Below are 24,429 nucleotides of genomic sequence, written 5' to 3'. Positions count from 1 at the left end.
TTTGTTATGCTTGCCACGCGCCTCCGGGCGCACGGGGCTGTAGTTCAATGGCAGAACTTCTGCTTCCCAAGCAGACAGCGCGGGTTCGATTCCCGTCAGCCCCTCCACATCTTCTACTCGCCGTAACGCAGCGTGCTCAGCTGCATGTCGAGCTGCTCGACACGGCTGAGGTCTCCGCGCTCGAGCGCGGCGCCGCGCAGGTGCTCGAGCTTGGCGATCTCATCGGCGCGGGTGCCGGTTCCGGCGCGGAGGCGCTCGCTGATCGCGTCGTCGAGTCCGTTCAGGTCTTCGTCTCTGTGCTCGCTCATCTCCGCACTCTAGCGATCCGCACAGGGGCAGGGCAGGGTCGCGTCCAGTCCTTGCCGAATTCGAAACTTCACCGTATCTTTCCATCCAGCACCGTCGAAGGTTACTGCGATCCTGCGCTTAGTGTCGTCTCATGGCCGAGACGACCATCCCCGACACGACGACGCGCAGCGTGCGCGCCGCGTACTTCGTGTCCGACAGCACGGGCATCACGGCCGAGACGCTCGGCAACGCACTGCTGGCGAACTTCCCCGGCATGGTGTTCGTCAAGCACACCGTGCCGTTCGTCGACTCGGTCGATGCGGCCACCACCGTCGCCGAGCAGATCGCGCAGGATGCCGCGAACGGGCTCGAGCCCCTCGTGTTCACCACCGCCAAGAACCCCGCAGTGCGCACCGTGCTCACATCGGTCCCCGCCACGCACATCGACCTGCTGAGCGGTCATCTCAGCGAACTCGCCGAAGCCCTCGGGACCCCACCGTCGGAGCAGCTCGGGCAGTTCCACACCCTGGGTGATGCCACCGAGTACTTCGCCCGCATGCGCGCCGTGGAGTACGCGATCGAGCACGACGACGGGCAGAGCAGCCGCGCACTCGACCTCGCCGACGTCATCATCGTCGCCCCGAGTCGATGCGGCAAGACGCCGACGACGATGTACCTCGCCCTGCAGTACGGCCTGCTCGTGGCCAATTACCCGCTCACCGACGACGACTTCCCCACCGACGGCCTCCCGCCGCTCGTGGCGCCCTACGCCGCACGCTGCTTCGGGCTCACCACCACGCCGCTGCGGCTCAGCCAGGTGCGCCACGAGCGCCGCCCCGACTCCCGCTACTCGAGCCTCGCGCAGTGCACCACCGAACTGCGCCGGGCAGAGAAGCTGTACGCCCGCAACGGCATCCCGTTCCTCAACTCCTCGACGAAGAGCGTCGAGGAGATGTCCGCAGTGATCCTGCAAACCCTCGGCCTTCGGCGCTGACCAAGACGAAAGAGCTCCTCGTGACCAACATCCTCTGGTTCGATCAGATCGGAATGGCCGATCTTCCCCAGGTCGGCGGCAAGAACGCCTCCCTCGGCGAGATGATCTCGAATCTCGCCGAACTCGGCGTGCGGGTGCCCGGCGGCTTCGCGACGACCGCAGACGCCTACCGCCGCTTCCTCGATCACGACGGTCTGCGCGATCGCATCCGCGAGGCGATCGCCGGACTCGACACCGACGACGTCACCCGTCTCGCTCTGGTCGGCACCGAGATCCGTGGTTGGGTCACCGAGCATCCGCTGCCGGCAGATCTCGAGAGCGACATCCGCGCCGCTTTCGACCGGCTCGTCTCGACGGATGCCGATCCCGACGGCGTCACGTGGGCTGTTCGGTCGTCGGCGACGGCCGAAGACCTTCCGGATGCCTCGTTCGCAGGTCAGCAGGAGACCTTCCTCAACATCGGCGGGATCGACAACATCCTCGCCGCTATACGCAGCGTCTACGCCTCGCTGTACAACGACCGGGCGATCGCGTACCGGGTGCACCAGGGATTCGACCACGACGAGGTCGCGCTCTCGGCCGGCGTGCAGCGCATGGTCCGCTCCGACGTCGGCTCGTCGGGCGTGATGTTCACCGTCGACACCGAGTCGGGCTTTGATCAGGCGGTCTTCGTCACCAGCTCGTACGGACTCGGCGAAGCCGTCGTGCAGGGCGCCGTGAACCCCGACGAGTTCTATGTCTCCAAGTCGGCGCTGCGCGCCGGCCGCCCCGCCATCCTCAAGCGCTCCGTCGGCGAGAAGGCCATCGCCATGCGCTACACCGACAGCAGGGAGGCCGGGTCGAGCACGGCCTTCGTCGATGTGCCCGCCGAGGACCGCGTACTGTTCTCGATCACCGACGCGGAGCTCACCGAGCTGGCGAAGCATGCCCTGGTCATCGAGGCGCACTACGGTCGCCCGATGGACATCGAGTGGGGCAAGGACGGCGTCGACGGCCAGCTGTACATCCTGCAGGCGCGACCCGAGACGGTCGTGTCGCGGGCGTCGGCCAATGTCATGCGTCGCTTCCGCCTGCAGGACAAGGGCGCGGTCGCCGTCGAGGGGCGCGCGATCGGGCAGCGCATCGGCGCAGGACCGGTGCGGATTCTGCGCGATGCCACGCAGATGAGCGAGTTCCAGACCGGCGACGTGCTCGTCGCCGACATGACCGATCCCGACTGGGAGCCGATCATGAAGCGGGCATCCGCCATCGTCACCAACCGCGGCGGGCGCACCTGTCACGCGGCGATCATCGCCCGCGAGCTCGGCATCCCCGCCGTCGTCGGCACCGGCGACGCGACCCGAGTGCTCACCGACGGCCAGCCGGTCACCGTGTCGTGCGCGGAGGGTGACACCGGCGTCGTCTACGAAGGCATCCTGCGATTCGCCGAGGAGGAGACGGCGCTCGACAGCATGCCCGAGGCGCCGGTCAAGATCATGATGAACGTCGGAACGCCCGACCAGGCCTTCTCGTTCTCGCGCCTGCCGCACCGCGGGGTGGGACTCGCGCGGCTCGAGTTCATCATCAACCGCCAGATCGGCATCCACCCGCGCGCCCTGCTCGAGCACGACTCCCTGCCAGAGGACCTTCGCCGACGGGTGGATGCCCGTATCGCCGCCTACCCCTCGCCCCGGGACTACTTCGTGCAGCGGGTCGTCGAGGGGGTCTCGATGCTCGCCGCGGCCTTCGCCCCGGAGCCGGTCATCGTGCGGATGAGCGACTTCAAGTCGAACGAGTACGCGAACCTCATCGGCGGCGAGCACTACGAGCCGCACGAGGAGAACCCGATGATCGGCTACCGCGGTGCGTCTCGGTACATCTCCCCCGACTTCCGCGAGTGCTTCGAGATGGAGTGCGAGGCGCTGAAGTACGTGCGCGACGAGATGGGATTCACCAACGTGCAGGTGATGGTGCCCTTCGTCCGCACCGTCGCGGAAGGCCAGGCCGTGGTTGAGCTGCTCGCCGAGAATGGCCTGCGCCGGGGCGAGAACGGCCTGAAGGTCGTCATGATGTGCGAGGTGCCCAGCAACGCGCTGCTGGCCGACGAGTACCTCGAGCACTTCGACGGATTCTCCATCGGCTCGAACGACATGACCCAGCTCACGCTCGGCCTCGATCGGGACAGTGCGCTGGTGGCGGACACGTTCGACGAGCGCGATCCTGCGGTGCTGAAGCTGCTGTCGATGGCGATCGAGGCGTGCCGCCGGCACGGCAAGTACGTCGGGATCTGCGGCCAGGGCCCCAGCGATCACCCCGAGCTCGCCGAGTGGCTGGTCGAGCAGGGGATCGAATCGGTGTCGCTCAACCCCGACACGGTGATCGAGACCTGGCTGCGGCTGGCTCGCACCGAGCCGGTGAGTGCGTGATTCTAGCGCTGTGGCGGTTACGGGATGCGAAAGGAGGGTTCGCGTGCGGCATGTCGGAGCGCCGCACGGCCTTCACATCGGCCACGTCGGCTAGCGTTCAAGGGGAGCGCGTCTGCGCTCTTTCATGAAGACAGGTGCCTGAATGCCATACCGCGACCGGACCACAGTGGAGCGCTGGGTCAACGAGTACATCGTGTCGCACAGCGCTGATCCGCTGGGCGTCGCGGTCCTCGACAAGAACTTCGAGGCCGGACCCAATTCCGGCATCGTCGTCGTCACCCTGCGCTCCGCCAGCACGATCACTTTCCTCCACCCGGAGGTGCGCCAAGGCGTGCCCACCTGGGTTGTCACCTTCGAGGGCAGGAGCGGTGCCCTCGACATGGACGACGCCGACCTGCGCACTCTCGCCGCCGACGTCACCGCCCTGGCCGAGCTGCGCTCGTTCCTTCAGCAGAAGACCGACGAGGTCGTTCTCACCCTCTGAGCCGAGCTGAATCGGATCCCGGGCTGAGCCGGATCCCGGGCTGAATCGGATCCCGGGCTGAGCCGGAAGCCGGATCGACCGCCAGGCGGATCAGCCGGGCAGGACGGTGAGCAGGGCACCGAGCATGGCGGTCGCGCCGGCCACGAGGCCTGCCGATGCGGCGACGGGTCGCACGGCGTCGGACAGACGGCGGTCGCGGATGCGGGTGCGCTCGGGCTTCCACTCGTGCACAGCCGCCTTGGCGTCAGCCAGGGTCGTGTAGCGCGCGATGGGGGCACTGGTGCTGTCGAATGCGATGAAGTGCCCGTCGGCGGTGGTGTCGACCGAGCCCACGTACTCCCCGGCACGCGAGGCGACGTAGAAGCCGGTGTCGACCTTGCTCCAGGTGACTGGCCGAGGCAGCGCCGGAACCACCGGAGTGCCGGCGGCAGGCGTGGAAGCGGTGACCGGCGCGTCAGCGCCCGGAACGTACAGCCGCCCTGCGGGGTGCTCTGCGATGGTCATGCGACACGCGCCAGAGCCGGGGTGCGGACGTCGATCTCGGAGAGCTCACGCTCGGCGACCTGGTCGCTCAGGTCGATGACCACGCCGGCCGAGGAGTTCGCCTGGTCGGCGAGCTGCTGAAGGTAGGCGCGGTCGAGCTGCTTGGCCGCCTCGGCGTCCATCTGGAACTGCAGCGGGATCGAGCAGTGCAGCCAGATGCTGGATCGCTCGACGGCTCCGTCGACGAGGCGATCCCACGACAGTGAGAAGCTCTCGTTGCGGCGCAGCTTGGTCGAGATCAGAACCTTCAGGTGAGCGAGGATGCGGTCAGGCATCTCGATCGGATCACCGGTTGCTCCGTAGTGCAGCGTGCCCATGTCAACTCCTCGGGTCGGTGTGAATCTGATGTGAGAAAACTTACTCAGATCAAAAGTAGTTTGTCAAACTACATATCCGCCACACTTCACGTTTTGCTATGATCGGAGTGCAAGGAGGGCCACATGAGCGATCAGGTGAGTACCGAAACCCAGATCATCGACGCACTTCGGCAGTATCAAGAGGCCGACAGCGCGATGCACGCACGTGCTCGCGCGGCCTCGTCGATGTCCGACAACGAGATCCGGATCATCCAGTACCTGCTCACCGCGGCACGCAGCGACGACACGGTCACGCCGACCGCGCTGTCGAAGCACCTCGGCGTCACCTCAGCGTCGATGACGGCCCTGCTCGATCGCCTCGAGCGCGCCGGCGCCATCGAGCGGGTGCGCCACCCCTCCGATCGCCGCAGCCTCGTCATCACCGCGACGCCGCTCGCCGAACGCACCGTCGGCGCCCCCGTCGTCGCCTTCCAGGAGGCGACGCGTAAAATCGCCTCCGAGCTCAGCGCCGACGAGCACGCCGCCGTCGTCGGATTCCTGAGCAGGCTCACGAAAGCCGTGGATCAGGCCAGCCGCACCGTCACCCCCTGAAGGCACGACGCGCCGCGAGCACCTGCTCGAGGGGTCAGCGGGAGAGCGCCTCGGCGATCCGCAGCACTGCTTCCCGGATGATTGGCCGCGGCGTCGCGAAGACGAAGCGGGTGCATCCCACCGCCGCCTGACCGCACAGCGCACCATCGGTCATCGCGACCCCCGCGTTCTCGCGGAACCAGGTGCCGAGGTCTGCTTCCCCGCCCAGCTCACGCCACAGGCGCGTTCCGCGGAAGTCGAGCAGTGCGATGTAGGTGCCCTCGGGCACGGTGACCCGCACACCGGGCAGGTGCTCGGCGACGAGCTCAGCGAGAAGCCGCCGGTTGCCGTCGAGGTACTCGGTTACCTCGGCGAGCCAGTCGGCACCACCCGTGTAGGCGGCGAGCTGCGCGACCACGCCGATGGTCGCCGTGCCATGCCCGGCCCAGCCGCCGTCGGCGTCCCACGCCGCGCGGGTCTCGTCGTTCGACAGGATCAGCTGCGCGCACTTGAAGCCGGCGAGGTTCCATGCCTTCGAGGCCGAGGTGGCGGTGAGCGTATGGGCGGCCGCGGCATCCGACACCGACGCGTACGGGATGTGCCGAGCCGGCGCGTAGACGAGCGGGGCGTGGATCTCGTCGGAGAAGACCCGGCCGCCGGCATCCGCCACCGTCTCGGCGATCGCCAGCAGCTCCTCGCGCGTCGCGACGGTACCCAGCGGATTGTGCGGATTGCACAGCACGAGCAGCTCGCCGCCGTCGGCAAACGCGGCCGCGACCGCGTCGAGGTCCATGGCCCATCGGCCGTCGACCTCAAGGCTCGGCACCTCGATCACGCGGCGACCGTGACGCAGCGGCACATCGAGGAAGGGCATGTACGCGGGCGTGGGCACGATCACCGCAGCCCCCGGCTTCGTGTACGTGGTGATCGCGAATTCGTAGGCGGCGATCACGTCGGCGACCAGCCGCACGTCGTCGGTCGCCACCGCCCAGGCGTGCTTCTGCGTGTACCAGTCGGCGACCGCCTGCTGCAGGGCGCGGGCCGTGGGCAGGGGCAGGTAGCCGGTGAAGCCGGCGCGCAGCGCGTCGGCGACGGCATCCGAGATCGCGGGAGCCACACCGAAGTCCATCTCGGCGATGAACGTGCCGATCGTGTCGGGGAAGCGCGTCCACTTCACGCTGCCGGCCTGCCGCAGGTCGGCCTGGGTGATGGCGTCGTACGGATGCGTGGCGGTGAGATCGGCGGGGCTCATTCCTCCATTCTGCCCGTGCGCGCAGGCCCCCTGGGGTGCCCGCTGCCGCGCGACGTCACACGGCGCTACAGCCAGCCCTTGCGTTTGAAGGCGAGGTAGAGTCCGCCGCCGAGCGCGAGCATCGCCGCGATGGAGAGCGGGTACCCGTACGGCCAGTTCAGCTCGGGCATGTCGTGGAAGTTCATCCCGTAGATCGAACCGATCAGGGTGGGCGCGAACAGGATCGCCGCCCACGCGGAGATCCGCTTCATCTGATCGCCCTGGCGGATGCTCTCCTCCGTCATGCGCCGCACCTCCTCGTTCTGGCGGCGGGCGACGATGGTCGATTCGACGGTGAGCGCGTTCTCGAGCACCGCGCGGAAGGTCGCGGCGCGATCAGCGACCCGGATCGTGTGGTCGTGCACGTCCCTCAGGCGCCGGTGCAGCTCGGCATCCGCTCCGTCGCCCGGATCCCGGCTGAGTGCGGCGAGCCGCATCTCGCCCTCGTGCAGCAGACCGCCCACCATCTCGGTGAGCGGCTGTGCCGCCCTCTGGAAGTCGAGCACCTCGCGTGAGAGCTCGTAGATGCGCTGAGTCGCGTCGACGTCCTCGACGAACAGCTGGTTTTCGATCTCGTCGATGTCGTTCTCGAGCCCGGCGAGCACGGGTGCGTACCGGTCGACGACCTCGTCGAGGATGGCATAGAGCACCGCCTCCGGGCCGTGCGCGAGCAGCTCCGGCTCGCCCTCGAGCCGGCGGCGCACGCGGCCGAGATCCGGCTCCTCGGCATGCCGCACGGTGACGACGAAGTCGCGCCCGGCGAACACATGCACCTCGCCGAACTCGACCTCCTCCTCGTGGTCGAGGTAGCGCGCGGGGCGCAGCACGACGAACAGGTGATCCTCGTACTGCTCGAGCTTCGGCCGCTGATGCCCGCGCAGGGCGTCTTCGACGGCGAGCTCGTGCAGCCCCAGCTCGGCGGCGACCGCCTGCAGCTCATCGGGACCGGGACGGTAGAGCCCGATCCAGCCCATTCCACCACGTTCGCGCATGAGCTCGAACGTCTCGTCGAGACTGCCGGGGTTGGCGGTGCGCACCCCGTCGACATAGATGCCGTTGTCGACGATCGCCATGCCTGCCTCCTCATCACGCGCAGCCCGCGCTGTCGCCGACCGTATCACCGGGAACGGGCCCCGCCGATGCACGGCGGGGCCCGCTCGGCGCACTCAGCGCCTGCGACGCACGAGGATCACGATGAACACGACGATCGCCACGAGCAGAACGGCACCCAGGCCGATCAGCAGCGGCCAGGATGCGGTCTCGGCCGGCTCCGCCGACTCTGCCGGCTGGGACGGCTCGGCGCTCTGGTCGGGCGCGGCGCTCTCGGTCGCAGTGGCGCTGGGTTCTGCGGGAGCCTCCGGCGCGGCGAGCGAGAAGGAGTACTCGCCCGAGGTCGGGTGGCCGTCGCTCGAGACGACCTGCCAGGTCACCGTGTAGGCGCCGTTCGGCATCCCCTCGGCGAGCGGGACGGTGACGGAGTCCGCCGTGATGGTCGGCTCACCCGCCACCCAGTCCTCGCCGGATTCGTCGGCGACCGTCATGGCGGTGCCGCTGTTCTCGTCGAGCGAGATCAGATTGTTCGAGAAGGTCAGGACGACCTCGGTCGGTGCGGTGGTCAGCTGCGAGTCGGCAGCCGGGGTGCTCGACACGATCGTGTCGTGGGCGGATGCCGGTGCCGCGACGGCGATCGCGGCGACGGTCGCCACGGCGACGGCGGCGAGGGTGGTGCGGATGCGGAACATGGGGAACCTCTTTCTGGATGCCGCGGAGCGCGGCGAGTCATCTGGAACGGGCGCACGCGCGCCCTCGCGACCTGAGGGCCGCGGGTGATCAGACGACGCGAAGAGGCGGGCCGCGCCGACGCAGTCCCGCGAGTCTCGGCTCAGCTCGGCGGGGCGCGGCGCGCACGACCCAGCGCAGTCGGAGAGGGGCCGCGGGAAGGACGGGCGCGACGACGACGCGGCTCAGCCAGTCGACGACGGCGGATGCCACGGCCGTGAGCGCCTGCAGCAGGCGCTCACCTCGGTGCAGTGCGAGCACGGTGACCAGGGCGGCGACGCCGTGCGCGAGCCACATCCCCGCGTTCTCCGGCACGAGGAGGGCGGCGCCCTCGGAGGGCAGCACGAGCGGTCCGTGCACGTGCGGTGCGATGCCCCCGCGCGGACTGATCGCGCCGAGCACGAACAGCGCGTGGAACAGCGCCTGCGACAGCAGCACCGACACGGTCAGTCTGGTCGCCGAGAGCCGGATGCCCGAGAGCAGCGTGCACAGCATGAACGACAGCAGCCAGGGCACGGCGATGCCGAGCATCCCGGGCATCTGCCCGCCGACCCAGACGTGCGAGGCGAGGGCGACGAACGTCGAGATCGAGGCGCCCGCGAAGCCGCGGAGAAGCCTGACCCTACGAGACGAACGCACTCGTCCATCCTTTCACGGCGTGGGCGGCACGTCAGCCGTGACCCCGGCGCCCGCGTCCGCCGCGGGTCACCCTTCAGCGGGAGGAGAGCAGATCGCCGCGTCCGCGACGCTCTTCGCGTACTGCTCGGCCGTGAACGGCAGCCCGAAGTCGGGCGCGGTCTGCCCCTTCGCGGCCGGAGCCTTCGACGCGATCGCGGCCAGCTGCCACGACAGGTACGCGGCGATCGAGCCGCCGGACGACGAGCCGTTGAGGGTGACCGCGACCGTGAATCCGGTCGACGGGTCGGAGTACGCGGCCGTCGCGTACCCCGGCACCCAGCCGTGCTGGCCGATGAGCGATCCGACCAGGTACCCGCCGCCGGTCGCCTGGTACCAGCTGGGCGCCTTCGACGTGGCCGGCAGCGGCGCGCCGAAGCGCGCGGGCTCGGCGTTCTTCTCACGCAGCGCCTGGCGCGCCTCGGCCTGCGCGTAGCGGCCCAGGTCGGTGATCGTCGACACGACCCCGGAATCGGTGAAGCCGATGCTCGACGAGCTCTCGGTGATGTCGACGGGCGCCGCGCAGTCGTACCCGCCGCCTTCGGCGGTGGGCAGGAACGTGCCCTTCAGCGCCGGCGACGGCGTGGGCGGCGCTGATTCGCGCGGAGGCAGCGAGGTGGACTCGAGCTCGAGGGGGTTGGTGACGTACTGAGCGATCAGCTCGGACGCGCTGCGGCCCGTGATGCGCTCGAGTGCCATGCCGAGCATCAGATAGCCGGCGTCGGAGTCGCGGTACGCGGTGTGCGCGGGGCCGCGGCTGCCGCCCAGACCGAAGCTCGCCAGCTGCAGCGGAGCCCACTCGCGCCCGGGGGTGTTCAGCCAGTACTGCTTGACCGCCGCCTCGGAGGAGCCGATGCCGCTCGTGCCGTTGCACAGATCCAGCAGCGTGATGTCGGTGAGGTCGGCGACGCCGGAGACGTACTTCGGCACGGGGGCGTCCAGCTCGACCTTGCCCTCGTCGGCGAGGCCGTACAGCACATCGCACGTCATCAGACGGGTCACGTCGGCGATGCGGAACGACATGTCGCTCGTGACCTTCGCGCCGTCCTTGCCCTGCGTGCCGAGGCCTGCGACCCATTCACCGCTCCACGGCACCCAGACGCCCACGATGGCGCCCGATGACCCGCTCGCGATGATCGCCTGCTCGACCGCCGCCTGCAGCTGACCCGTGACATCGTCGGGCAGCTTCGCGTCGACCTGCTCGGGAGGGGTGTAGCTGAACTCGGGCTCCGACCCCGTGCAGCCGGTCAGTGCGATGGCCAGGGCGAGCGCGCCGCCGATGGCTGCGCGCACACGGCGCGACGAACGAAGATGCATATGGACTCTCCCGGAGATGGACTCTCCGAGTCTAGGGCGACCAGGCTGAGAGGCCGCCGGTCATGGCATCCGGATGCTCCTGATCGGCCGCACGCCCCGGTCGGTCTTCCCCGCCTCGGCCTTCTCCGCCTCGGCCTTCTCCGCCTGGCGAGCCTCCCACGCTTCGCGCATGAAGCGGCGCACGTCCTCGTCGACGCGGATGTCGCTCGGCCGGAGCGGCCGCGAGAGGTACAGGCCGTCGAGCGAGGTCAGCCGCGACAGGGCGACGTACGTCTGCCCTGGCGCGAACGCGCCGGAGCCGAGATCGACGACCGCGCGATCGTAGGTCTTGCCCTGCGACTTGTGGATCGTGACGGCCCAGGCCAGTCGCAGGGGGAACTGGGTGAACTCGGCGGCGACCTCGCGAGAGAGCGTCTTGGTGCCCGGGTTGTACGCGTAGCGGAATCTCTCCCACACCGCCGGCTCGACGTCGAACTCGTCGCCGTCTACGTCGACGCGCACCGTGTCGCCGAGGATGCGGGTGACCGTGCCGATCGAGCCGTTGACCCAGCGCGGCGGCTCGCCCTGCATGGCGGTGTCGTTGCGCAGGAACATCACCTGCGCGCCGACCTTGAGCTTCAGCTCGGCGTCGGCGGGGTAGTTCGCCTCACCGCGGCCGAAGTCGCCCGACACTTCGGCGTGCGCGGTCTGCTCGCGGCCCGGGAGGGCCGCGAGATGGCGCCGGTTGATGTTGTTGACGATGTCGTTGCGGGTGGCCAGGGTGATGATCGGCACCTCCCCCGGCTCGGGTTCGGGCGGGGTGCGCGCGCCCTTCTCGTTCAGCACGCCGGCGATGTCGGCGGTCACCCGGCCGTAGCGCACGGCGTTGAGCATCGCCTTGAAACCGTCATCGGACTGACGGTGGATGTGCACCAGCTCGTGCACGTGCAGCTTCGCGCCATAGGTGCCGATGTCGAGCATCCCGCCGCCGTCGTCCCTGCCGCCGGTCCACACCTTCGCGTCGAAGAACCAGAACGAGCGGTAATGGTCCTGGATGTAGCGCAGCTCGTCGCCGCGCGGTGGCACCGGCGCGAGCTGGTACGGGTCGCCGAACATGACGATCTGCACGCCGCCGAACGGGATGCCCCTCTTGCCCCGCGCCTGGCGGAGCGAGCGGTCGATGGCATCCATGAGATCGGCGTTGACCATCGAGATCTCGTCGATGACGAGCGTCTCGATCGCGTTGAGGATGCGGCGGGTGGCATCCGACTGCTCGATCTCGCTCTCGGCGATGAGCCCGATCGGCAGCCGGAACAGCGAGTGGATCGTCTGGCCCTCGACGTTCAGCGCGGCCACGCCCGTGGGCGCGCAGATGGCGATCTGCTTCTTCGTGTTCCACGCGAAGTGCTGCAAGAGCGTCGACTTGCCCGTGCCCGCGCGGCCGGTGATGAAGACGTGCTCGTCCGTGTCCTCGATGAGTCGGAACAGCGCCTGCTGTTCGTCGGAGAGGGCGATGGACACGTCCCTATGTTAAGTCCGGGCACCGCGCGTTCGGCGTCGTCCCAGCGCCGACTCCCTAGACTTGCGCCATGATGCAGGGGCGGGTGTCAGGTGCGCGAGCGCGCCCGCGCGCGCGTGCCGGCCTTCGCGGCGACCTCACCCTGCTCGCCCTCGTGGGGGTGCTGCTGTTCGCCGCCATCGCGGCCGGCGGCATGTCGCTGTACCAGCAGTTCTACAGTCCCTCGGCCTTCGTGCAGCGCTACCTCGACCTGCTCTCCAGCGGTCGAGCCGTCGAGGCTCTGCAGGTACCGGGCGTCTCGCTCGATCTGGCGGTGCTGAACGACGCGGGGATCGATCCGACAGCCTCCGAGGCGCTGCTGCGCCGCGCGGCGCTCGCCCCGCTCACCGACGTCGAGGTGACCGAGACGGGCGAGAAGGACGGCGTGCACGAGATCGTCGTCGACTACCGCGCCGGCGGCGTCGACGGCACCTCGACGTTCTCGGTCGCGCAGGACGGCTGGGTCGGCGTGACGCCCAACTGGCGGTTCACCGAGAGCCCGCTCGCCGAGATCGAGCTGACCGTGCGCGGCGCCGACGAGTTCGCGGTCAACGGCTTCGAGGTCGACCGCAGTCAGGTGTCGGTCGACGGCGCCGAGGCCGCGCCCCTCGACCCGCTTCACCTGCTCGTGTTCACCCCGGGAAGGTACTCGGTCACGGTCGACACCGCGATCTCGGCGTCGCCCGGTGTCAGCGTGCTCGCCGACACCGCGCTCGCCCGCACGCCCGTCGATGTCCAGGCCGAGCCCACCGAGAAGTTCCGTGAGGTCGTTCAGCAGCAGGTCGAGCAGTTCCTCACCGACTGCGCGACGCAGGAGGTGCTGCTGCCCACGCGCTGCCCGTTCGGTCTGCAGCTGCACAATCGTCTTGCTCCCGACACCGTGCCGAAGTGGTCGATCACGAAGCAGCCGACCGTCACCCTCGTACCCGACGGCGCCAGCTGGGTGGTGCCGCCCACCGAGGCGATGGCGCACATCGACGTGGAGATCCAATCGCTCTTCGACGGCACCGTGCGTCAGGTGTCGCAGGACGTGCCGTTCCGGGTGAACGGCACCATCGCCGTGCTCGCAGACGGGTCGGTGTCGATCCGGGTGGGATCGCCCGACGGCGACGAGCCCGCGTACGAGGACTGACGCCTCAGCGGACGCGATCGTGCTCGGCCATCCGTGCCAGGCGCGCGTTGTACTCGTCCAGCTCAGCGTCTCCGGTGCGGTCGGCGTGCCGATCACGGCGACGCTGCAGCCTGGCATCCGATCTCGACCACTGGATCGCGACGGTGATCGCCAGGATCAGCGTCGGGATCTCCCCGACCGACCAGGCGATGCCGCCGCCGATGTACTGATCCTCCATCGGCGTCGGGCCCCAGGTGCGCCCCATCGAGCCGAACCACTCGGCGACGATCAGTCCGGACTGCATCATGATCGCCATGCCGAAGAACGCGTGCGTGGCCATCACCGCGATGAGGGTGATCAGCCGCCCCGCATACGGCAGCCGGTAGGGAATCGGGTCGGCGCCGATCAGGGTCATCGCGAACAGGTAGCCCGAGATGAGGAAGTGGATGATCATCCACTCGTGACCGAGGTGGTCGTACATCGCCCAGCGCACCAGGTCGGTGAAGTAGAACGCCCACAGCGACAGCGCGAAGATGCCGGCGGCGACGAACGGGTGCGTGATGAAGCGCGAGTACGGCGAGTGCACGGCCCACAGGATCCACTCCCGTCCGCCGCGCGTGCCGTCGTCGCGCTTGTGGATGCTGCGCAGCGCGAGCGTGATCGGGGCGCCGGCCACCAGCAGCACCGGGATCGCCATGCTCAGCAGCATGTGTCCGGCCATGTGCACGCTGAACAGGTAGTCCTGGTATGCGTTGATCGGGCCGTTCGTGACCCACAGCAGCAGGAGCAGGCCCGCCATCCAGAAGATGATGCGGTGCACCGGCCAGGTGTCACCGCGGCGGCGGAGCCGGATGATCCCCGCGACGTAGAGGAAGACGCCGAAGGCGACCGCGGCGATCCACAGCACGTCGAGGTCGAACGAGGTGAACCAGCGATCGATCGTCAGCTCGGGCGGCAGCGGCTCCCGGGTGAGCCGTTGCGCGGGCGTCTGCACGGCCGGCGCCTCCTCGCCGAGCGGCGGCGGGGTGCGCGCGAGCGCCGCAGCGGCGCCCGAGGCGATGCCCATCAGCGCGAGCTCGCCGAGGATCAGCATCCAGAACGAGCGCCTGTGCCGCTCGCCGTCGAGGTGCGGGATCAGCCGGCGGCGGTACCAGGCGCCGAACAGTCCGAGCCCGATGAGGGCGATCGCCTTGCCGATGACGATCAGGCCGTAGGGCGAGAGCAGCTCGCTCCACTCGCCGAGCGCCACGACGGTGCGCGCGACCCCTGAGAACGCGACGACCGCGAAGGCGGCGATGGCCAGCGACGAGTAGCGCCCGACCAGCGCGGGGAGGTCGATGCGGGCATCCGTCTTCCGGTTCTTCGCCTGTCCGGCGCCGACGTGACGGAGGATGACGAGCAGCAGCAGCCCACCCACCCATACGGCGGCCCCGATGGTGTGCAGCAGGATCGCGTTGACGGCCACGGTGTGCCCCGCGACGTCACCCGAGTGGCCCTGCGTGGCCATCGGCAGGAAGGCTGCGGCGGCTAGCACGGCGGTGAGCATCGTGCCGGTCCAGCTGCGCCATCCGAACAGCAGCAGCGTGATCACGGCGCCCATCAGCGTTGTGATCAGCCAGGCCTGACCCAGCGGCAGCTCGAGCAGGTAGCGGCCGAACTGCTCGCCGAACCCGCGGTCGGCGGTGAGCTTCGGGTTGAACGCCGCCATGAACGTGAGGAAGGCAGTGACTCCCGAGCCGATCGTGAAGACGGCTGCTCCCACGGATGCCGTGTCGACCGCGACCTCGAAGGGGCGCGATGCCGCGCGCAGGCCGAACAGGGCGAGCACGAGGGAGCCGAGCATCGCGGCCGCGCCCAGGTTCGCGATGAGCTTGGCGGCGGGCAGCCCCCACATGACGACGGGGCCCGGGTCGAGCAGCTTCGGGGGCACGGCGCCGCCGCCGATGACGAGGGCAGCGATGAGGCCGGCCGCACCGCTGATGACGAGGATCGCCAGGCCAGCGAGACGGTACGGATTCACCGTTCCAGCCTACGTCGGATACGAGTGAAGGCCGCCCCCGTAGGGACGGCCTCCACACGCGGCGAGCGGTCTTACTTGACGGCTGCCTTGAGCTTGGAGCCAGCGGTGACCTTGACGCGCTTGCCAGCCGGGATCTTGATCTCGGCGCCGGTCTGCGGGTTGCGGCCGGTGCGAGCGGCGGTGTCGACCTGCTCGAACGCGATCCAGCCCGGGATCGAGACCTTGCTGCCCTTGGCAACGGCGTCCGAGACGGTGGCGAACAGCGAGTCGAGCACGCGCGAGACGGTGGCCTGGCTCTCGCCGGTGGCGGAAGCGATGCTCGCGACGAGCTCGGTCTTGGTGATGGACTTGTCAGCCATGTCACTCCTCCAGCGACGAAGGTCCGTCGCATCGTGTTGATTTCGAGGGAGAGACCCCCGTCGGTCGTTCGACCGCCTCGAATGTACCAACCACAACCCGTGATTCCGCGTCATTTCGCGGGTTTCGACGTGATTTCTCGGCGAGTTCCGTCACTTTGGCCACTCCAGTCACAGATTCGAGGGCGGGGCATGCGCTCGAAACGCAGGAGTTCTCCCCAAACGCATGAGCGGATTCCTGACCTGATCCTGTGATTCAAGAGAACTCCTGCATTTCACGCGGTGGTCACTGCGGGAGATGCAGCCCCTGCGCGACGGCCTCGGTGATCACCGCCTGCACCTGCTCCCAGTGATCCATGACCTGCTCGTAGCTGAAGCGCAGCACGTGGAAGCCATGGAGGGTGAGCAGCGCGTCATGGGCGATGTCACTCGTTCGCTGAGGGCCCGTGTGCGTGGCGCCGTCGAGCTGGATCACCCAGCGCTTGCCGATGAGCAGGTCGACGCGATGCCCGTACAGCCATGCCTGAGCCAGCATCGGCAGTCGCAGCCAGCTGAGCCTGTGGATAATGATGGTCTCGAGACCGGAATCGGCGTAGGGGCGGGCTCGGTCCAGCACCGCGCGCGCCGAGGCGGGCAGTTCGAGCCTGGCCATGGAGGCGCGGTCGATGAGGCCCTTGTTCAGCGCGGACTCCCAGATGATCAACGCCGTCTCGAACGGCTGACAGCACGCGACGAGGGCGAGTGCGTTGCGAAGGTCATCCTCCACGGCATCCGGTCGGCGCGGAACCACCGGCTGCGCCCAGTGGACGACGGCGTGCTCTGGCACCGTGAATCTCGAGGAGTGCGGCGAGGCCGCGACGTGGCGCTGGGCGGGCTCCGGAACCCAGAGGCCTCTGCGCTCGGCGGCGCTGACGCAGGTGAGCAGAAGACCTCTTCGCACCACCGCCAAAGAGAGCCAGTCGGCGTCCGGCAGTGCGACCCAGCCGTTGCGAGGTCTGATCACCGCGCCGATCTCCTTGGCGCGGCGCAGTGCGTGCGCGGTGACGCCCGCTTCCAGCAGGGTGCGCGTGCGGGTGATCCCACCACGTCGTCGCAGCTCGTCGAACAGGTCCATTGAGCGAGCCTGGCCGATGCGGGCGGACAGGTCGGCCGCGGATCCCAGGGATTGGGGAGAAGCCCGCGCCGCGGACCATTGTGCAGGGCATCCGGATCTCAGGAGAATGCACGAAACGCAGGAGCGGATGGCTGATCCGAGCCTGTGTTTCGTGCGTTCTCCTGCGTTTCGCGCGCGGGGCGGGCGCCGGGGATGCGAAAGGGGCGAGGATCCGAAGATCCTCGCCCCTTACAAGCGGATGCTTACCAGCTCGACTTGGTGATGCCGGGCAGCTCGCCACGGTGGGCCATGTCACGGAAGCGGACACGCGAGATGCCGAACTTCGTGAGCACGCCACGGGGGCGGCCGTCGATGGCGTCGCGCGAGCGGACGCGGATCGGCGACGCGTTGCGCGGCAGCTTCTGCAGGCCGACGCGAGCGGCCTCGCGGGCCTCGTCGGTGGCGTTCGGGTCGACCAGGGTCTTCTTCAGCTCGGCGCGACGCTCGGCGTAACGCTCGACGATGACCTTGCGCTGCTCGTTGCGAGCGATCTTGCTCTTCTTCGCCATGATTAACGCTCCTCGCGGAATTCGACGTGCTTGCGAACGACCGGGTCGTACTTCTTCAGCACGAGGCGGTCCGGGGTGTTGCGGCGGTTCTTCTTGGTCACGTAGGTGTAACCGGTGCCCGCCGTCGAGCGCAGCTTGATGATGGGACGGATGTCCTGAGCCTTCTTGGCCATTAGAGCTTCACACCCTTCGCCTTGAGGTCCGCGACGACCTTCTCGATACCGCGAGCGTCGATCACCTTGATGCCCTTGGCGGACACGTTCAGGGTGACCTTACGACCGAGCGACGGCACGTAGTAGGTCTTCTTCTGCACGTTCGGGTCGAAGCGACGCTTCGTCCGGCGGTGCGAGTGCGAGATGTTGTGACCGAAGCCGGGAACAGCACCGGTCACCTGGCACACTGCTGCCATGTTGTGACTCCTTCATTACCGTGAGGCCGGACGGCCTCACCCAAGATCCCTTGTCTGCGTCCCACCCGCAGGCACAGTCCTTCGACAGGCTCGAGAGCCGATCTGGGGGTGTGGGACACGAACTACGCACAGGAGTGTGCGCAGACAAGGAGTCAGTTTAGCATGGCGCGCCTCGCCGCCCGAACCGCGCAGAGGCGATTCCGCGATCGCTTGACACACGAAGGTGCGCGCTTCGGCTTTTCGTGATACTCTACCCGCGTAGATCACTGGGGTGACGGGGATCTCGGAACCGTTCTGAGGGGCACGGTTCCGAGATCCCTTAGTCAGTTGACACCCGTTGACGGGCGGTGTCAGACTGCGGCACATGGCGTTCACCATGGGGCTCGTCGGCGCGGGCCAGTTCGCAGGCGAGTTCGCCACCCTCTTCCAGCATCATCCCGGAATCTCGGCTGTGCACGTCACCGACGTCGTGCCGTCCCGAGCGGCCGACCTGGTGGCATCCGCCGGCCTCGCCGGAACCTTCGACAGCTTCGACGACCTGATCGCGTCGCCCGCGATCGACTCGGTCGCCATCTTCACCCAGCGCTGGACACACGGCCCGCTGGTGGTGAAGGCGCTGCGCGCCGGCAAGCACGTCTACTCCGCGGTGCCCATGGCCATCACCGTCGACGAGATCGGCGCCATCATCGACGCCGTCCGCGAGACCGGGCTGACGTACATGATGGGCGAGACCAGCTACTACAACCCCGCGACCGTCTACGCGAGGCAGAAGCTCGAGGCGGGGGAGTTCGGCCGGCTGTTCTACGGCGAGGGCGACTACATCCACGACATGGACCTCGGCTTCTACGAGGCGTACCAATACTCCGGAGGCGAGGCGTGGAAGAGCACCGCGAGCTATCCGCCGCTGCTCTATCCGACCCACTCCATCGGCGGCGTCCTCGGCGCGTGGCCCACCCACGCCGTCGCGGTCTCGGCCATCGGCGTGACCGACGAGCGCGGCGACGGAGTCTTCGAGCGCGGCGTCAGCCAGTTTGACAACGACTTCTCCAACGCCACCGCGCTGTTCGAGGTCGCGGGCGGCGGCTCCATGCGGATCAACGAGTTCCGTCGGGTCGGTTACCCCACTCATCTGCGCGAATCGCGCTTCCGCTGGTTCGGCACCGAGGGCTCCTTCGAACAGCTCGCGCGCACCACGGTCTGGCAGAACCGCGCGGGCTATGAGGACATCTCGCACCTGATCGACACCCACGCCTCGGCATCCGTCGACGATCCCGCCCTCGCCCACATCGCTCCGGCACTGCGCGATGCGTTCGTGTCGGGCTACGCCGCGGTCCACGACCGGGAGCGCGAGCGCATCCCGGTCGAGATGCAGTCGCTGCACACCGGCCACGAGGGCAGCCACCACTTCCTCGTCGACGATTTCGTGCGTGCCGTGATCGACCAGACCCTGCCGCCGGTGAACGCCTGGCAGGCGGCGCGGTTCACTCTTCCCGGTGTGATCGCGCACGAGTCGGCGCGTCGCGGCGGTGAGCGCCTTATGATTCCCGATATGGGGCAACCGAATGCAGGCTGACCGCAGACCGCGGTCGGTGACCCGGGCAGACGTCGCCCGATACGCAGGCGTCAGCACCGCCGTCGTCAGCTACGTGCTCAACGACGGACCGAAGGCCGTCGCGCCACTCACCCGCGAGCGCGTCCTCGACGCCGTACGCGTGCTCGGGTACCGGCCGAACGCCGCGGCGCGAGCACTGTCGATGGGTTCCGCCGACATGTTCGGCCTGCTCGTGCATGACAATCGCAGCCCGTTCTTCGCCGAGCTCTGCCACACTCTCGATCAGGCGAGCGCCGACAAGGGCCGCTCCCTCCTCATCGTCAACTCGGATCGCGAGCAGGTCGCCACCTCCGAGCAGATCCGTGATCTCGTCTCGCGCCAGATCGGCGGTCTGATCATCGCCGACGTGCTGACCGCGCGCGAGCAGTCGCTGGTCGAGTCGGTCGGCATCCCGACGGTGGTGATCGGCCAGTTCGGCGAGACCGATGGCCTGCACAGCGTCGGCGTCGACTTCGCGGTCGGGGCGCGCGAGGCCACCGAGCATCTGATCGGGCACGGCTACCGAGAGGTCGCCTTCGCCGGAAGCGCCGCACGGTACGACGATCGCGAGCGCGGCTGGCGTGACGCGCTCACCGTGGCAGGCCTGCCGCTCGGGCCGCTGCTGCATGTGCCGTTCACGTATCAGGGCGGCTACGACGCCGCGATGCAGCTGCTGCAGGGCTCTCGCAGGCCTCGGGCTGTGCTGGCGGCATCCGACCAGATCGCGATCGGCATGCTCGCCGCTTTCGGTCAGCGCGGCGTGCGCGTGCCCGACGACATCGCGATCGCCTCGTTCGACGGCACGGTCGCCGCGGACTTCGTCTGGCCGCGACTGACGACGGCGGCACAGCCGCTGCACGAGATGGCGGATGCGGCTGTGCGCATCCTGCTCGGCGCCGACGACGAACCCGGGCATCGGGCGTTCACCACCCAGCTGCGTATCCGCGAGTCGTGCGGCTGCACTCCCACGAGCTGATCCTCCGCTGCCCCGAGTCCCGCTGGCCCCGACCGCCGCGGACCGGCTTGCGGGGCGACGCATCTGGGGCGGGTCTCAGAGCGTCGCGGCAGCCTCGCGCGCGCCCCGGCCCCAGCGGAACGGCGACACCGTCGGGTCGCCGGTGATCCAGAACCGCCAGGGGTAGGCATCCGTGCCGGCGATCCCCGCGACCCCCACTCGGGGGCCCGCCGAGACGTCCGCAACCGGCTCGCCCCAGAGCAGCCGCGCACGGGCGCCGTTCTGCTCGTCGCCGGTGACGAAGTCGATGCCGTCGTGCAGCGCGTGCCGCAGGCCGAGCGCCTGACCCAGCCGCCCCGGACCCCGGGCCAGATCGCGCAGCGCGATACGCGACAGGGGCGTCGCGACGCCACGGCGGTGGGCCGCGGCATCCACTCCGGCGACGATCTCGCCGGCGCGCAGCAGCACTCCCCCGGCGGTTCCCTCCGGGCCGCAGACCACGTTGATGCAGGAGTGGATGCCGTGGCTGAGGTACACGTACAGATGCCCCGGCTCGCCCCACATCGTCGCGTTCCGCGCCGTGGGGCCCATGCGGGCGTGGGAACCCGGGTCGGGCAGGTCGCCCGTTCCCCGCCCGTGATACGCCTCGACCTCGGTGATGCGCAGCGCCGTCCGGACGCCGTCGACGACGGTGCGCAGCTCAGCTCCGAGCAGGCGCGGCGCCACCTCGACGGGCAAACCCAGCAGGTCTGTGCGCGCGATCGTCATGGCAGCGGGGCGGTGCGGCACCAGGAGATGTCGAAGCCGCTGAGGGTGGGCAGCTCGCGGTCTCCGATCAGGTCGATCAACCGGGTGTGCAGGGTCGTGGGCAGGGGCAGCAGCAGATCGTCGTACTGGTTGCTCGCGAGGTCGGGAGCGACCGTGACCGCCGCGTACTGGCCGCTGGGCGAGACGCAGGTCTGCAGGATGGAGTCCTCGCCGCTCACCTCGGCGATGACGGTGGCGGCCCCCTTCTCGTCGACCTTCACGACCGCCTGTCCGGTCGGCATGCCGAGCTCGTCGCGCTGCACGACGTGGCGCAGGGTGCCGCCGGGGAACGCCTCGATGCCAACGGCGTCGCCGTAGTCGGGATCGGAGGCGGGCAGCGGCTCTTCGGATCCGTCGGTGAGATCGAGCACCACGAAGCTTCCGTCCGCGCGCTCGATGAGGGCCGTGAACGTGCCGCGGTTGACGCCGAGGATGCTCGCGGCGGTGCCCATGGGCTGCGCGCCGGCGTCGCCGGTCGGATCCTCGACCGTCAGCGAGCCGTCGAAGTCGATGAAGAGCAGCGACGAGGAGTCGGGCACGAAGCGCCATTCGGCGACGTTCGCGTCCTTCCCGTCGATCTGGACGATGCGCGGCTCCCCGGCACCGCTGAGGGGCTGTGTGACGAGCGCGCTGGCGCGGCCCGACGTCTCGGTGAGCTCGCGATCGGAGTAGCTGTAGCCGACGAGGCCGGCGCGATCCGACACCTGCACCGACGAGATGTAGCCCTCCCCGGGCAGCGGCAGCTCGCGCGGGTCGGAGCCGTCGCGGTTCATCACGAGCAGGCGCGAGCCGTCCTCCTCCTCGACGGCGACGACGAGCGCGTCGGACGTCGCGCGGTAGTCGCTGATGCGCGGATGCTCGAACACCGCCGCGGCCCTCTCACCGGCGAGGTCGGAGAGGAAGATCTTGTCTGCTCCGTCGCTCGATCGCTGCAGCAGCAGGATGCTCGACTCGGGCGTGCGGAAGGCGGTCTCGAGGTTCGCGGCGGTTCCGCCGCCGGTGGCGGTGACCCCGGTGACGGCGACGCGATACGTGGTGTCGTCGTGCAGGGGCACGGTGAAGCGGATGCCCACGCTGCGCCCGCTCGCATCGACGGTGAACGGCACCGCGGGTTCGACGCTGACCTGCTCGGGCTCGACCGCGTCGAGGCTCTGGTTGGCGGTGAGGATCAACCGGCTGCCGGATGCCTCGATCGCCTGCGCCGGGTCGACCTGCACGTCACTGAGGCGCGGGCCCTGGACGAGACTGACCACCGCGAGCACGCCGGCGACGAGGGCCAGGACGCCGAGCACCGAGAGCAGGGTGAGCGTGAACCGGCGGTCACGCGTGGTCGGAGGCTCCGCAGGCGGCGCCGATCCGTCGGCGGGCTCGGCGGGCTGGGGCTCGTCGGCGGGCGCGCTGGGCTGGGGCTCGCCGGGCTGGGGCTCGGCGGGCGTCTCCGCGGCGCGCAGCGCGCGCAGCTCGGCACGGGTGAGGGGCCGGTCGCCGGATCCGTCAGTACTCATACGGATCCTTCGGCTCGTCGATCCGCTTCACCGTGGCCGATTCGATGCTCAGCGCGCCGTCGTCTCCGGCGCGCACGGTGCCGGTCACCTCGACCCACTGGCCGGTCTCGTAGTCGCCGTCGAGTCCGCCGCCGCTCAGCGGCACGGATGCCGGCTGCGCGTCGATCACGCAGTGCGAGATGACCATGCGGGTGAGGTTGACGTCGCCGTCCTGCGACGGTGTGACGAACCCGGTGAGGGTGACGGCCGCGCCGTCGTACTTCTCGGGCCGGGTGGAGTTGGCGAAGGCGATCGACCAGTCGCCCACGCCGAAGCTCGTCGTGTCGGCGACGCCGAGCGACACGTCGTCGGCACCGGCGAACAGCGTCGGCGACTCGCCGGCGCGTGACAGCGCCAGCTGCGCCGAGAGGGATGCCGGGGGCAGCACGAGACCGGCGAGAACGACCGCCGAGGCGATCACCCCTCCGCTCACGACGGCCGCCGTCTGCATGCGCCGGCGGCGCCGCGTCACGGCATCCGTCGCCGCGGGAGCGTGCGTGTGGTCGTGCTCGCCCTCGGCGCCCAGCGGCAGGGTGCACGACCAGACCGCAGCGATGAGCGTCACGGCGGCCGCGGCAGCCGCGAACCAGACCGTCTCGGGGCTGATGTACAGCGTCAGCCGGCCGGTGACCGCGAGAACCAGCGTGACCACCGAGATCACCGCGGCGAGGCCGACGCCAAGCCACCTCGTGGCGAGGGCGCGCAGACGTTCACGGCGGGCATCCGGTGCGGTGACGGGCGAATCAGCCAAGGACATTCACCCCGATCCCGATCACGCAGGCCGACAGGACGACCACGCCGACCACCGCCGCGAGCACACGGGCGGTGAAGGTGGTGCGCAGCAGGGCGAGCATCTTCACGTCGACCAGCGGTCCGACGATGAGGAAGGCGATGATCGCGCCGGCCGAGAAGGTCGAGGCGAACGACAGCGCGAAGAAGGCGTCGACGTTCGAGCAGATCGCGACGGTCATCGCCAGCGCCACCATCGCGACGATCGACAGCACGGGGTTCGAGCCGATTGCGAGCAGCACGTCGCGCGGCACGAGGACCTGCACCGCTCCCGCCAGCGCCGAGCCGATCACGAGCGCGGGCATCACGGCACGCAGCTCGACGAGGAACTGGATGAGGCTGCGACGGGTCGGGCTGCCGGGTTCGTGAGCGACGTGCTCGCACGTCTCGACGAAGCGCTCGGTGAGCAGCGCCTGCTGATCGCGTCGCCGGCTGAAGATCCAGCCGATGAGATTGGCGATGAGGAAGCCGCCGAGCAGGCGCGCTACGAGGATGCCCCCGTCCCATCCGAACGCGGCGTGGGTGGTGAGGATCACGATCGGGTTCACGATCGGAGCGGCGATGAGGAACGTCATCGCCTCGGCGGGGGCGAGCCCGCGCATCATCAGCCCGCGCGCGAAGGGCACGTTGCCGCATTCGCAGACCGGGATGAACATCCCCAGCAGCGAGAGCACACCGCGTCGGGCCCATGGCGTGCGGGGCAGCCAGCGCTGCACGGCATCCGAGGGCAGCCACACCTGCACGACGATCGACAGCACCACGCCGAGGATCACCCACGGCAAGGCCTCGATCAGCACGCTGAGCGCGAGCGTCAGTCCGTCCTGCGCGCGATCGGGCAGTGCCTTGGGGAACAGCGTGGGTGCGAGCACGTCGATGAGCACGAGCGCCGCGACGATTCCCGCACCGATCGCGATCGCCGTGAGCGGGGGCACCCGCCGCGGCGGCTGTCGGTGCGCGTGCGACACCGACGCGGGCGCGGTCATCG

26 protein-coding genes and 1 tRNA gene are annotated in these 24,429 nt (G+C 69.2%); 8 read left to right on the top strand and 19 right to left on the bottom strand.

Annotated elements, in window-relative coordinates; translation table 11 throughout:
- Nucleotides 1-33 precede the first annotated feature (33 nt).
- Nucleotides 34-107 (top strand) — tRNA-Gly (locus V2S04_RS01330).
- Nucleotides 108-113: 6 nt separating this feature from the next.
- On the opposite strand, the gene V2S04_RS01325 is transcribed toward V2S04_RS01330, so the two are convergent.
- Nucleotides 114-308, bottom strand: a complete 195-nt coding sequence (locus V2S04_RS01325) for a hypothetical protein (RefSeq protein ID WP_413636730.1) — start codon at nt 306-308, stop codon at nt 114-116.
- 131 nt (nt 309-439) lie between these two features.
- On the opposite strand from V2S04_RS01325, the gene V2S04_RS01320 reads away from it, so the two are divergent.
- The 3 genes from V2S04_RS01320 to V2S04_RS01310 all read left to right on the top strand — a co-directional run bounded on the left by V2S04_RS01320 (nt 440) and on the right by V2S04_RS01310 (nt 4,171).
- A complete protein-coding gene (locus V2S04_RS01320) occupies nt 440-1,282 on the top strand; it encodes a pyruvate, water dikinase regulatory protein (RefSeq protein WP_413636729.1) in 843 nt (280 codons plus the stop codon).
- Between the two features lie 20 nt (nt 1,283-1,302).
- Nucleotides 1,303-3,687 carry a phosphoenolpyruvate synthase gene (gene ppsA, locus V2S04_RS01315; protein WP_413636728.1) on the top strand — a complete coding sequence of 795 codons (2,385 nt, stop codon included), beginning with the start codon at nt 1,303-1,305 and terminating at the stop codon, nt 3,685-3,687.
- Between the two features lie 142 nt (nt 3,688-3,829).
- Nucleotides 3,830-4,171 carry a protein-L-isoaspartate carboxylmethyltransferase gene (locus V2S04_RS01310; RefSeq protein ID WP_413636727.1) on the top strand — a complete coding sequence of 114 codons (342 nt, stop codon included), beginning with the start codon at nt 3,830-3,832 and terminating at the stop codon, nt 4,169-4,171.
- Nucleotides 4,172-4,261: 90 nt separating this feature from the next.
- On the opposite strand, the gene V2S04_RS01305 is transcribed toward V2S04_RS01310, so the two are convergent.
- Both V2S04_RS01305 and V2S04_RS01300 read right to left on the bottom strand, forming a co-directional pair.
- Entirely contained in the window at nt 4,262-4,675 is a 414-nt protein-coding gene (locus V2S04_RS01305; RefSeq protein WP_413636726.1) for a peptide ABC transporter permease, read from the bottom strand.
- Entirely contained in the window at nt 4,672-5,031 is a 360-nt protein-coding gene (locus V2S04_RS01300; protein ID WP_413636725.1) for a hypothetical protein, read from the bottom strand. The genes V2S04_RS01305 and V2S04_RS01300 overlap by 4 nt, the downstream gene beginning before the upstream one ends.
- 123 nt (nt 5,032-5,154) lie before the next feature.
- On the opposite strand from V2S04_RS01300, the gene V2S04_RS01295 reads away from it, so the two are divergent.
- Nucleotides 5,155-5,622 (top strand): MarR family winged helix-turn-helix transcriptional regulator, encoded by a 468-nt coding sequence (locus tag V2S04_RS01295; protein WP_413636724.1) that lies wholly within the window; start codon nt 5,155-5,157, stop codon nt 5,620-5,622.
- 34 nt (nt 5,623-5,656) lie between these two features.
- Here V2S04_RS01295 and V2S04_RS01290 read toward each other — a convergent pair whose 3' ends face one another.
- From V2S04_RS01290 to V2S04_RS01265, 6 genes are all read right to left on the bottom strand, one after another.
- On the bottom strand, nt 5,657-6,853 hold the full coding sequence (locus V2S04_RS01290) for a MalY/PatB family protein (RefSeq protein ID WP_413636723.1): 1,197 nt from the start codon (nt 6,851-6,853) through the stop codon (nt 5,657-5,659).
- A gap of 65 nt (nt 6,854-6,918) precedes the next feature.
- Nucleotides 6,919-7,965 (bottom strand): magnesium and cobalt transport protein CorA, encoded by a 1,047-nt coding sequence (locus V2S04_RS01285; protein WP_413636722.1) that lies wholly within the window; start codon nt 7,963-7,965, stop codon nt 6,919-6,921.
- Between the two features lie 93 nt (nt 7,966-8,058).
- The gene (locus V2S04_RS01280; protein ID WP_413636721.1) at nt 8,059-8,634 is read right to left on the bottom strand and encodes a copper resistance protein CopC; all 576 of its coding nucleotides are present in this window, start codon (nt 8,632-8,634) and stop codon (nt 8,059-8,061) included.
- A gap of 88 nt (nt 8,635-8,722) precedes the next feature.
- Complete coding sequence (locus tag V2S04_RS01275; protein ID WP_413636720.1) at nt 8,723-9,310, bottom strand: hypothetical protein; 588 nt, start codon at nt 9,308-9,310, stop codon at nt 8,723-8,725.
- A gap of 66 nt (nt 9,311-9,376) precedes the next feature.
- Nucleotides 9,377-10,663, bottom strand: coding sequence for a serine hydrolase domain-containing protein (locus tag V2S04_RS01270; RefSeq protein ID WP_413636719.1), 1,287 nt, complete (start codon nt 10,661-10,663; stop codon nt 9,377-9,379).
- Nucleotides 10,664-10,723: 60 nt separating this feature from the next.
- Nucleotides 10,724-12,163, bottom strand: coding sequence for an ATP-dependent DNA helicase (locus V2S04_RS01265; protein WP_413636718.1), 1,440 nt, complete (start codon nt 12,161-12,163; stop codon nt 10,724-10,726).
- Nucleotides 12,164-12,231: 68 nt separating this feature from the next.
- Here V2S04_RS01265 and V2S04_RS01260 point away from each other — a divergent pair, with 68 nt between their 5' ends.
- The gene (locus V2S04_RS01260) at nt 12,232-13,332 is read left to right on the top strand and encodes a hypothetical protein (RefSeq protein WP_413636717.1); all 1,101 of its coding nucleotides are present in this window, start codon (nt 12,232-12,234) and stop codon (nt 13,330-13,332) included.
- A gap of 4 nt (nt 13,333-13,336) precedes the next feature.
- Here V2S04_RS01260 and V2S04_RS01255 read toward each other — a convergent pair whose 3' ends face one another.
- From V2S04_RS01255 to rpmB, 6 genes are all read right to left on the bottom strand, one after another.
- Entirely contained in the window at nt 13,337-15,331 is a 1,995-nt protein-coding gene (locus tag V2S04_RS01255) for a cytochrome c oxidase assembly protein (protein WP_413636716.1), read from the bottom strand.
- Between the two features lie 71 nt (nt 15,332-15,402).
- Entirely contained in the window at nt 15,403-15,690 is a 288-nt protein-coding gene (locus V2S04_RS01250) for an HU family DNA-binding protein (protein WP_099195869.1), read from the bottom strand.
- Nucleotides 15,691-15,973: 283 nt separating this feature from the next.
- Entirely contained in the window at nt 15,974-16,801 is an 828-nt protein-coding gene (locus V2S04_RS01245) for an endonuclease domain-containing protein (RefSeq protein ID WP_413636715.1), read from the bottom strand.
- 242 nt (nt 16,802-17,043) lie between these two features.
- Nucleotides 17,044-17,349, bottom strand: a complete 306-nt coding sequence (rpsN, locus tag V2S04_RS01240) for a 30S ribosomal protein S14 (protein ID WP_099195867.1) — start codon at nt 17,347-17,349, stop codon at nt 17,044-17,046.
- A gap of 2 nt (nt 17,350-17,351) precedes the next feature.
- Nucleotides 17,352-17,522 (bottom strand): 50S ribosomal protein L33, encoded by a 171-nt coding sequence (rpmG, locus tag V2S04_RS01235; RefSeq protein WP_045250846.1) that lies wholly within the window; start codon nt 17,520-17,522, stop codon nt 17,352-17,354.
- The gene (gene rpmB, locus V2S04_RS01230) at nt 17,522-17,758 is read right to left on the bottom strand and encodes a 50S ribosomal protein L28 (protein ID WP_071645079.1); all 237 of its coding nucleotides are present in this window, start codon (nt 17,756-17,758) and stop codon (nt 17,522-17,524) included. Before rpmB ends, rpmG begins: the two co-directional genes overlap by 1 nt.
- A gap of 364 nt (nt 17,759-18,122) precedes the next feature.
- Between rpmB and V2S04_RS01225 the strand changes: the two genes are divergently transcribed.
- Together V2S04_RS01225 and V2S04_RS01220 are read left to right on the top strand one after the other, a co-directional pair.
- The gene (locus V2S04_RS01225; RefSeq protein WP_413636714.1) at nt 18,123-19,331 is read left to right on the top strand and encodes a Gfo/Idh/MocA family protein; all 1,209 of its coding nucleotides are present in this window, start codon (nt 18,123-18,125) and stop codon (nt 19,329-19,331) included.
- A 16-nt stretch (nt 19,332-19,347) separates the two neighbouring features.
- Nucleotides 19,348-20,325 (top strand): LacI family DNA-binding transcriptional regulator, encoded by a 978-nt coding sequence (locus V2S04_RS01220; protein ID WP_413636713.1) that lies wholly within the window; start codon nt 19,348-19,350, stop codon nt 20,323-20,325.
- Nucleotides 20,326-20,400: 75 nt separating this feature from the next.
- On the opposite strand, the gene V2S04_RS01215 is transcribed toward V2S04_RS01220, so the two are convergent.
- From V2S04_RS01215 to V2S04_RS01200, 4 genes are read right to left on the bottom strand one after another with little or no spacing between them, the layout of a single operon-like run.
- Nucleotides 20,401-21,072: a DNA-3-methyladenine glycosylase gene (locus V2S04_RS01215; protein ID WP_413637272.1), complete on the bottom strand. Its 672-nt coding sequence runs from the start codon at nt 21,070-21,072 to the stop codon at nt 20,401-20,403.
- A complete protein-coding gene (locus V2S04_RS01210; RefSeq protein ID WP_413636712.1) occupies nt 21,069-22,616 on the bottom strand; it encodes a hypothetical protein in 1,548 nt (515 codons plus the stop codon). Before V2S04_RS01210 ends, V2S04_RS01215 begins: the two co-directional genes overlap by 4 nt.
- Nucleotides 22,606-23,406 carry a TIGR03943 family putative permease subunit gene (locus V2S04_RS01205; protein ID WP_413636711.1) on the bottom strand — a complete coding sequence of 267 codons (801 nt, stop codon included), beginning with the start codon at nt 23,404-23,406 and terminating at the stop codon, nt 22,606-22,608. Before V2S04_RS01205 ends, V2S04_RS01210 begins: the two co-directional genes overlap by 11 nt.
- Nucleotides 23,399-24,427 carry a permease gene (locus tag V2S04_RS01200; protein ID WP_413637271.1) on the bottom strand — a complete coding sequence of 343 codons (1,029 nt, stop codon included), beginning with the start codon at nt 24,425-24,427 and terminating at the stop codon, nt 23,399-23,401. The genes V2S04_RS01205 and V2S04_RS01200 overlap by 8 nt, the downstream gene beginning before the upstream one ends.
- Nucleotides 24,428-24,429 lie beyond the last annotated feature (2 nt).

It is taken from the genome of Microbacterium sp. OR21, from assembly GCF_047306785.1.
Lineage (GTDB): Bacteria > Actinomycetota > Actinomycetes > Actinomycetales > Microbacteriaceae > Microbacterium > Microbacterium esteraromaticum_E.
The sequence above is the reverse complement of the archived record's forward strand: the minus strand, read 5'-3'. Positions and strand labels throughout refer to the sequence as shown.

Coding starts and splice junctions, on each gene's coding strand:
- V2S04_RS01325 (WP_413636730.1), bottom strand. CDS start 308: ATGAGCGAGCACAGAGACGAAGACCTGAACGGACTCGACGACGCGATC.
- V2S04_RS01320 (WP_413636729.1), top strand. CDS start 440: ATGGCCGAGACGACCATCCCCGACACGACGACGCGCAGCGTGCGCGCC.
- V2S04_RS01310 (WP_413636727.1), top strand. CDS start 3,830: ATGCCATACCGCGACCGGACCACAGTGGAGCGCTGGGTCAACGAGTAC.
- V2S04_RS01305 (WP_413636726.1), bottom strand. CDS start 4,675: ATGACCATCGCAGAGCACCCCGCAGGGCGGCTGTACGTTCCGGGCGCT.
- V2S04_RS01300 (WP_413636725.1), bottom strand. CDS start 5,031: ATGGGCACGCTGCACTACGGAGCAACCGGTGATCCGATCGAGATGCCT.
- V2S04_RS01295 (WP_413636724.1), top strand. CDS start 5,155: ATGAGCGATCAGGTGAGTACCGAAACCCAGATCATCGACGCACTTCGG.
- V2S04_RS01290 (WP_413636723.1), bottom strand. CDS start 6,853: ATGAGCCCCGCCGATCTCACCGCCACGCATCCGTACGACGCCATCACC.
- V2S04_RS01285 (WP_413636722.1), bottom strand. CDS start 7,965: ATGGCGATCGTCGACAACGGCATCTATGTCGACGGGGTGCGCACCGCC.
- V2S04_RS01280 (WP_413636721.1), bottom strand. CDS start 8,634: ATGTTCCGCATCCGCACCACCCTCGCCGCCGTCGCCGTGGCGACCGTC.
- V2S04_RS01270 (WP_413636719.1), bottom strand. CDS start 10,663: ATGCATCTTCGTTCGTCGCGCCGTGTGCGCGCAGCCATCGGCGGCGCG.
- V2S04_RS01260 (WP_413636717.1), top strand. CDS start 12,232: ATGATGCAGGGGCGGGTGTCAGGTGCGCGAGCGCGCCCGCGCGCGCGT.
- V2S04_RS01250 (WP_099195869.1), bottom strand. CDS start 15,690: ATGGCTGACAAGTCCATCACCAAGACCGAGCTCGTCGCGAGCATCGCT.
- V2S04_RS01245 (WP_413636715.1), bottom strand. CDS start 16,801: ATGGACCTGTTCGACGAGCTGCGACGACGTGGTGGGATCACCCGCACG.
- rpsN (WP_099195867.1), bottom strand. CDS start 17,349: ATGGCGAAGAAGAGCAAGATCGCTCGCAACGAGCAGCGCAAGGTCATC.
- rpmG (WP_045250846.1), bottom strand. CDS start 17,522: ATGGCCAAGAAGGCTCAGGACATCCGTCCCATCATCAAGCTGCGCTCG.
- rpmB (WP_071645079.1), bottom strand. CDS start 17,758: ATGGCAGCAGTGTGCCAGGTGACCGGTGCTGTTCCCGGCTTCGGTCAC.
- V2S04_RS01225 (WP_413636714.1), top strand. CDS start 18,123: ATGGCGTTCACCATGGGGCTCGTCGGCGCGGGCCAGTTCGCAGGCGAG.
- V2S04_RS01215 (WP_413637272.1), bottom strand. CDS start 21,072: ATGACGATCGCGCGCACAGACCTGCTGGGTTTGCCCGTCGAGGTGGCG.
- V2S04_RS01210 (WP_413636712.1), bottom strand. CDS start 22,616: ATGAGTACTGACGGATCCGGCGACCGGCCCCTCACCCGTGCCGAGCTG.
- V2S04_RS01200 (WP_413637271.1), bottom strand. CDS start 24,427: ATGACCGCGCCCGCGTCGGTGTCGCACGCGCACCGACAGCCGCCGCGG.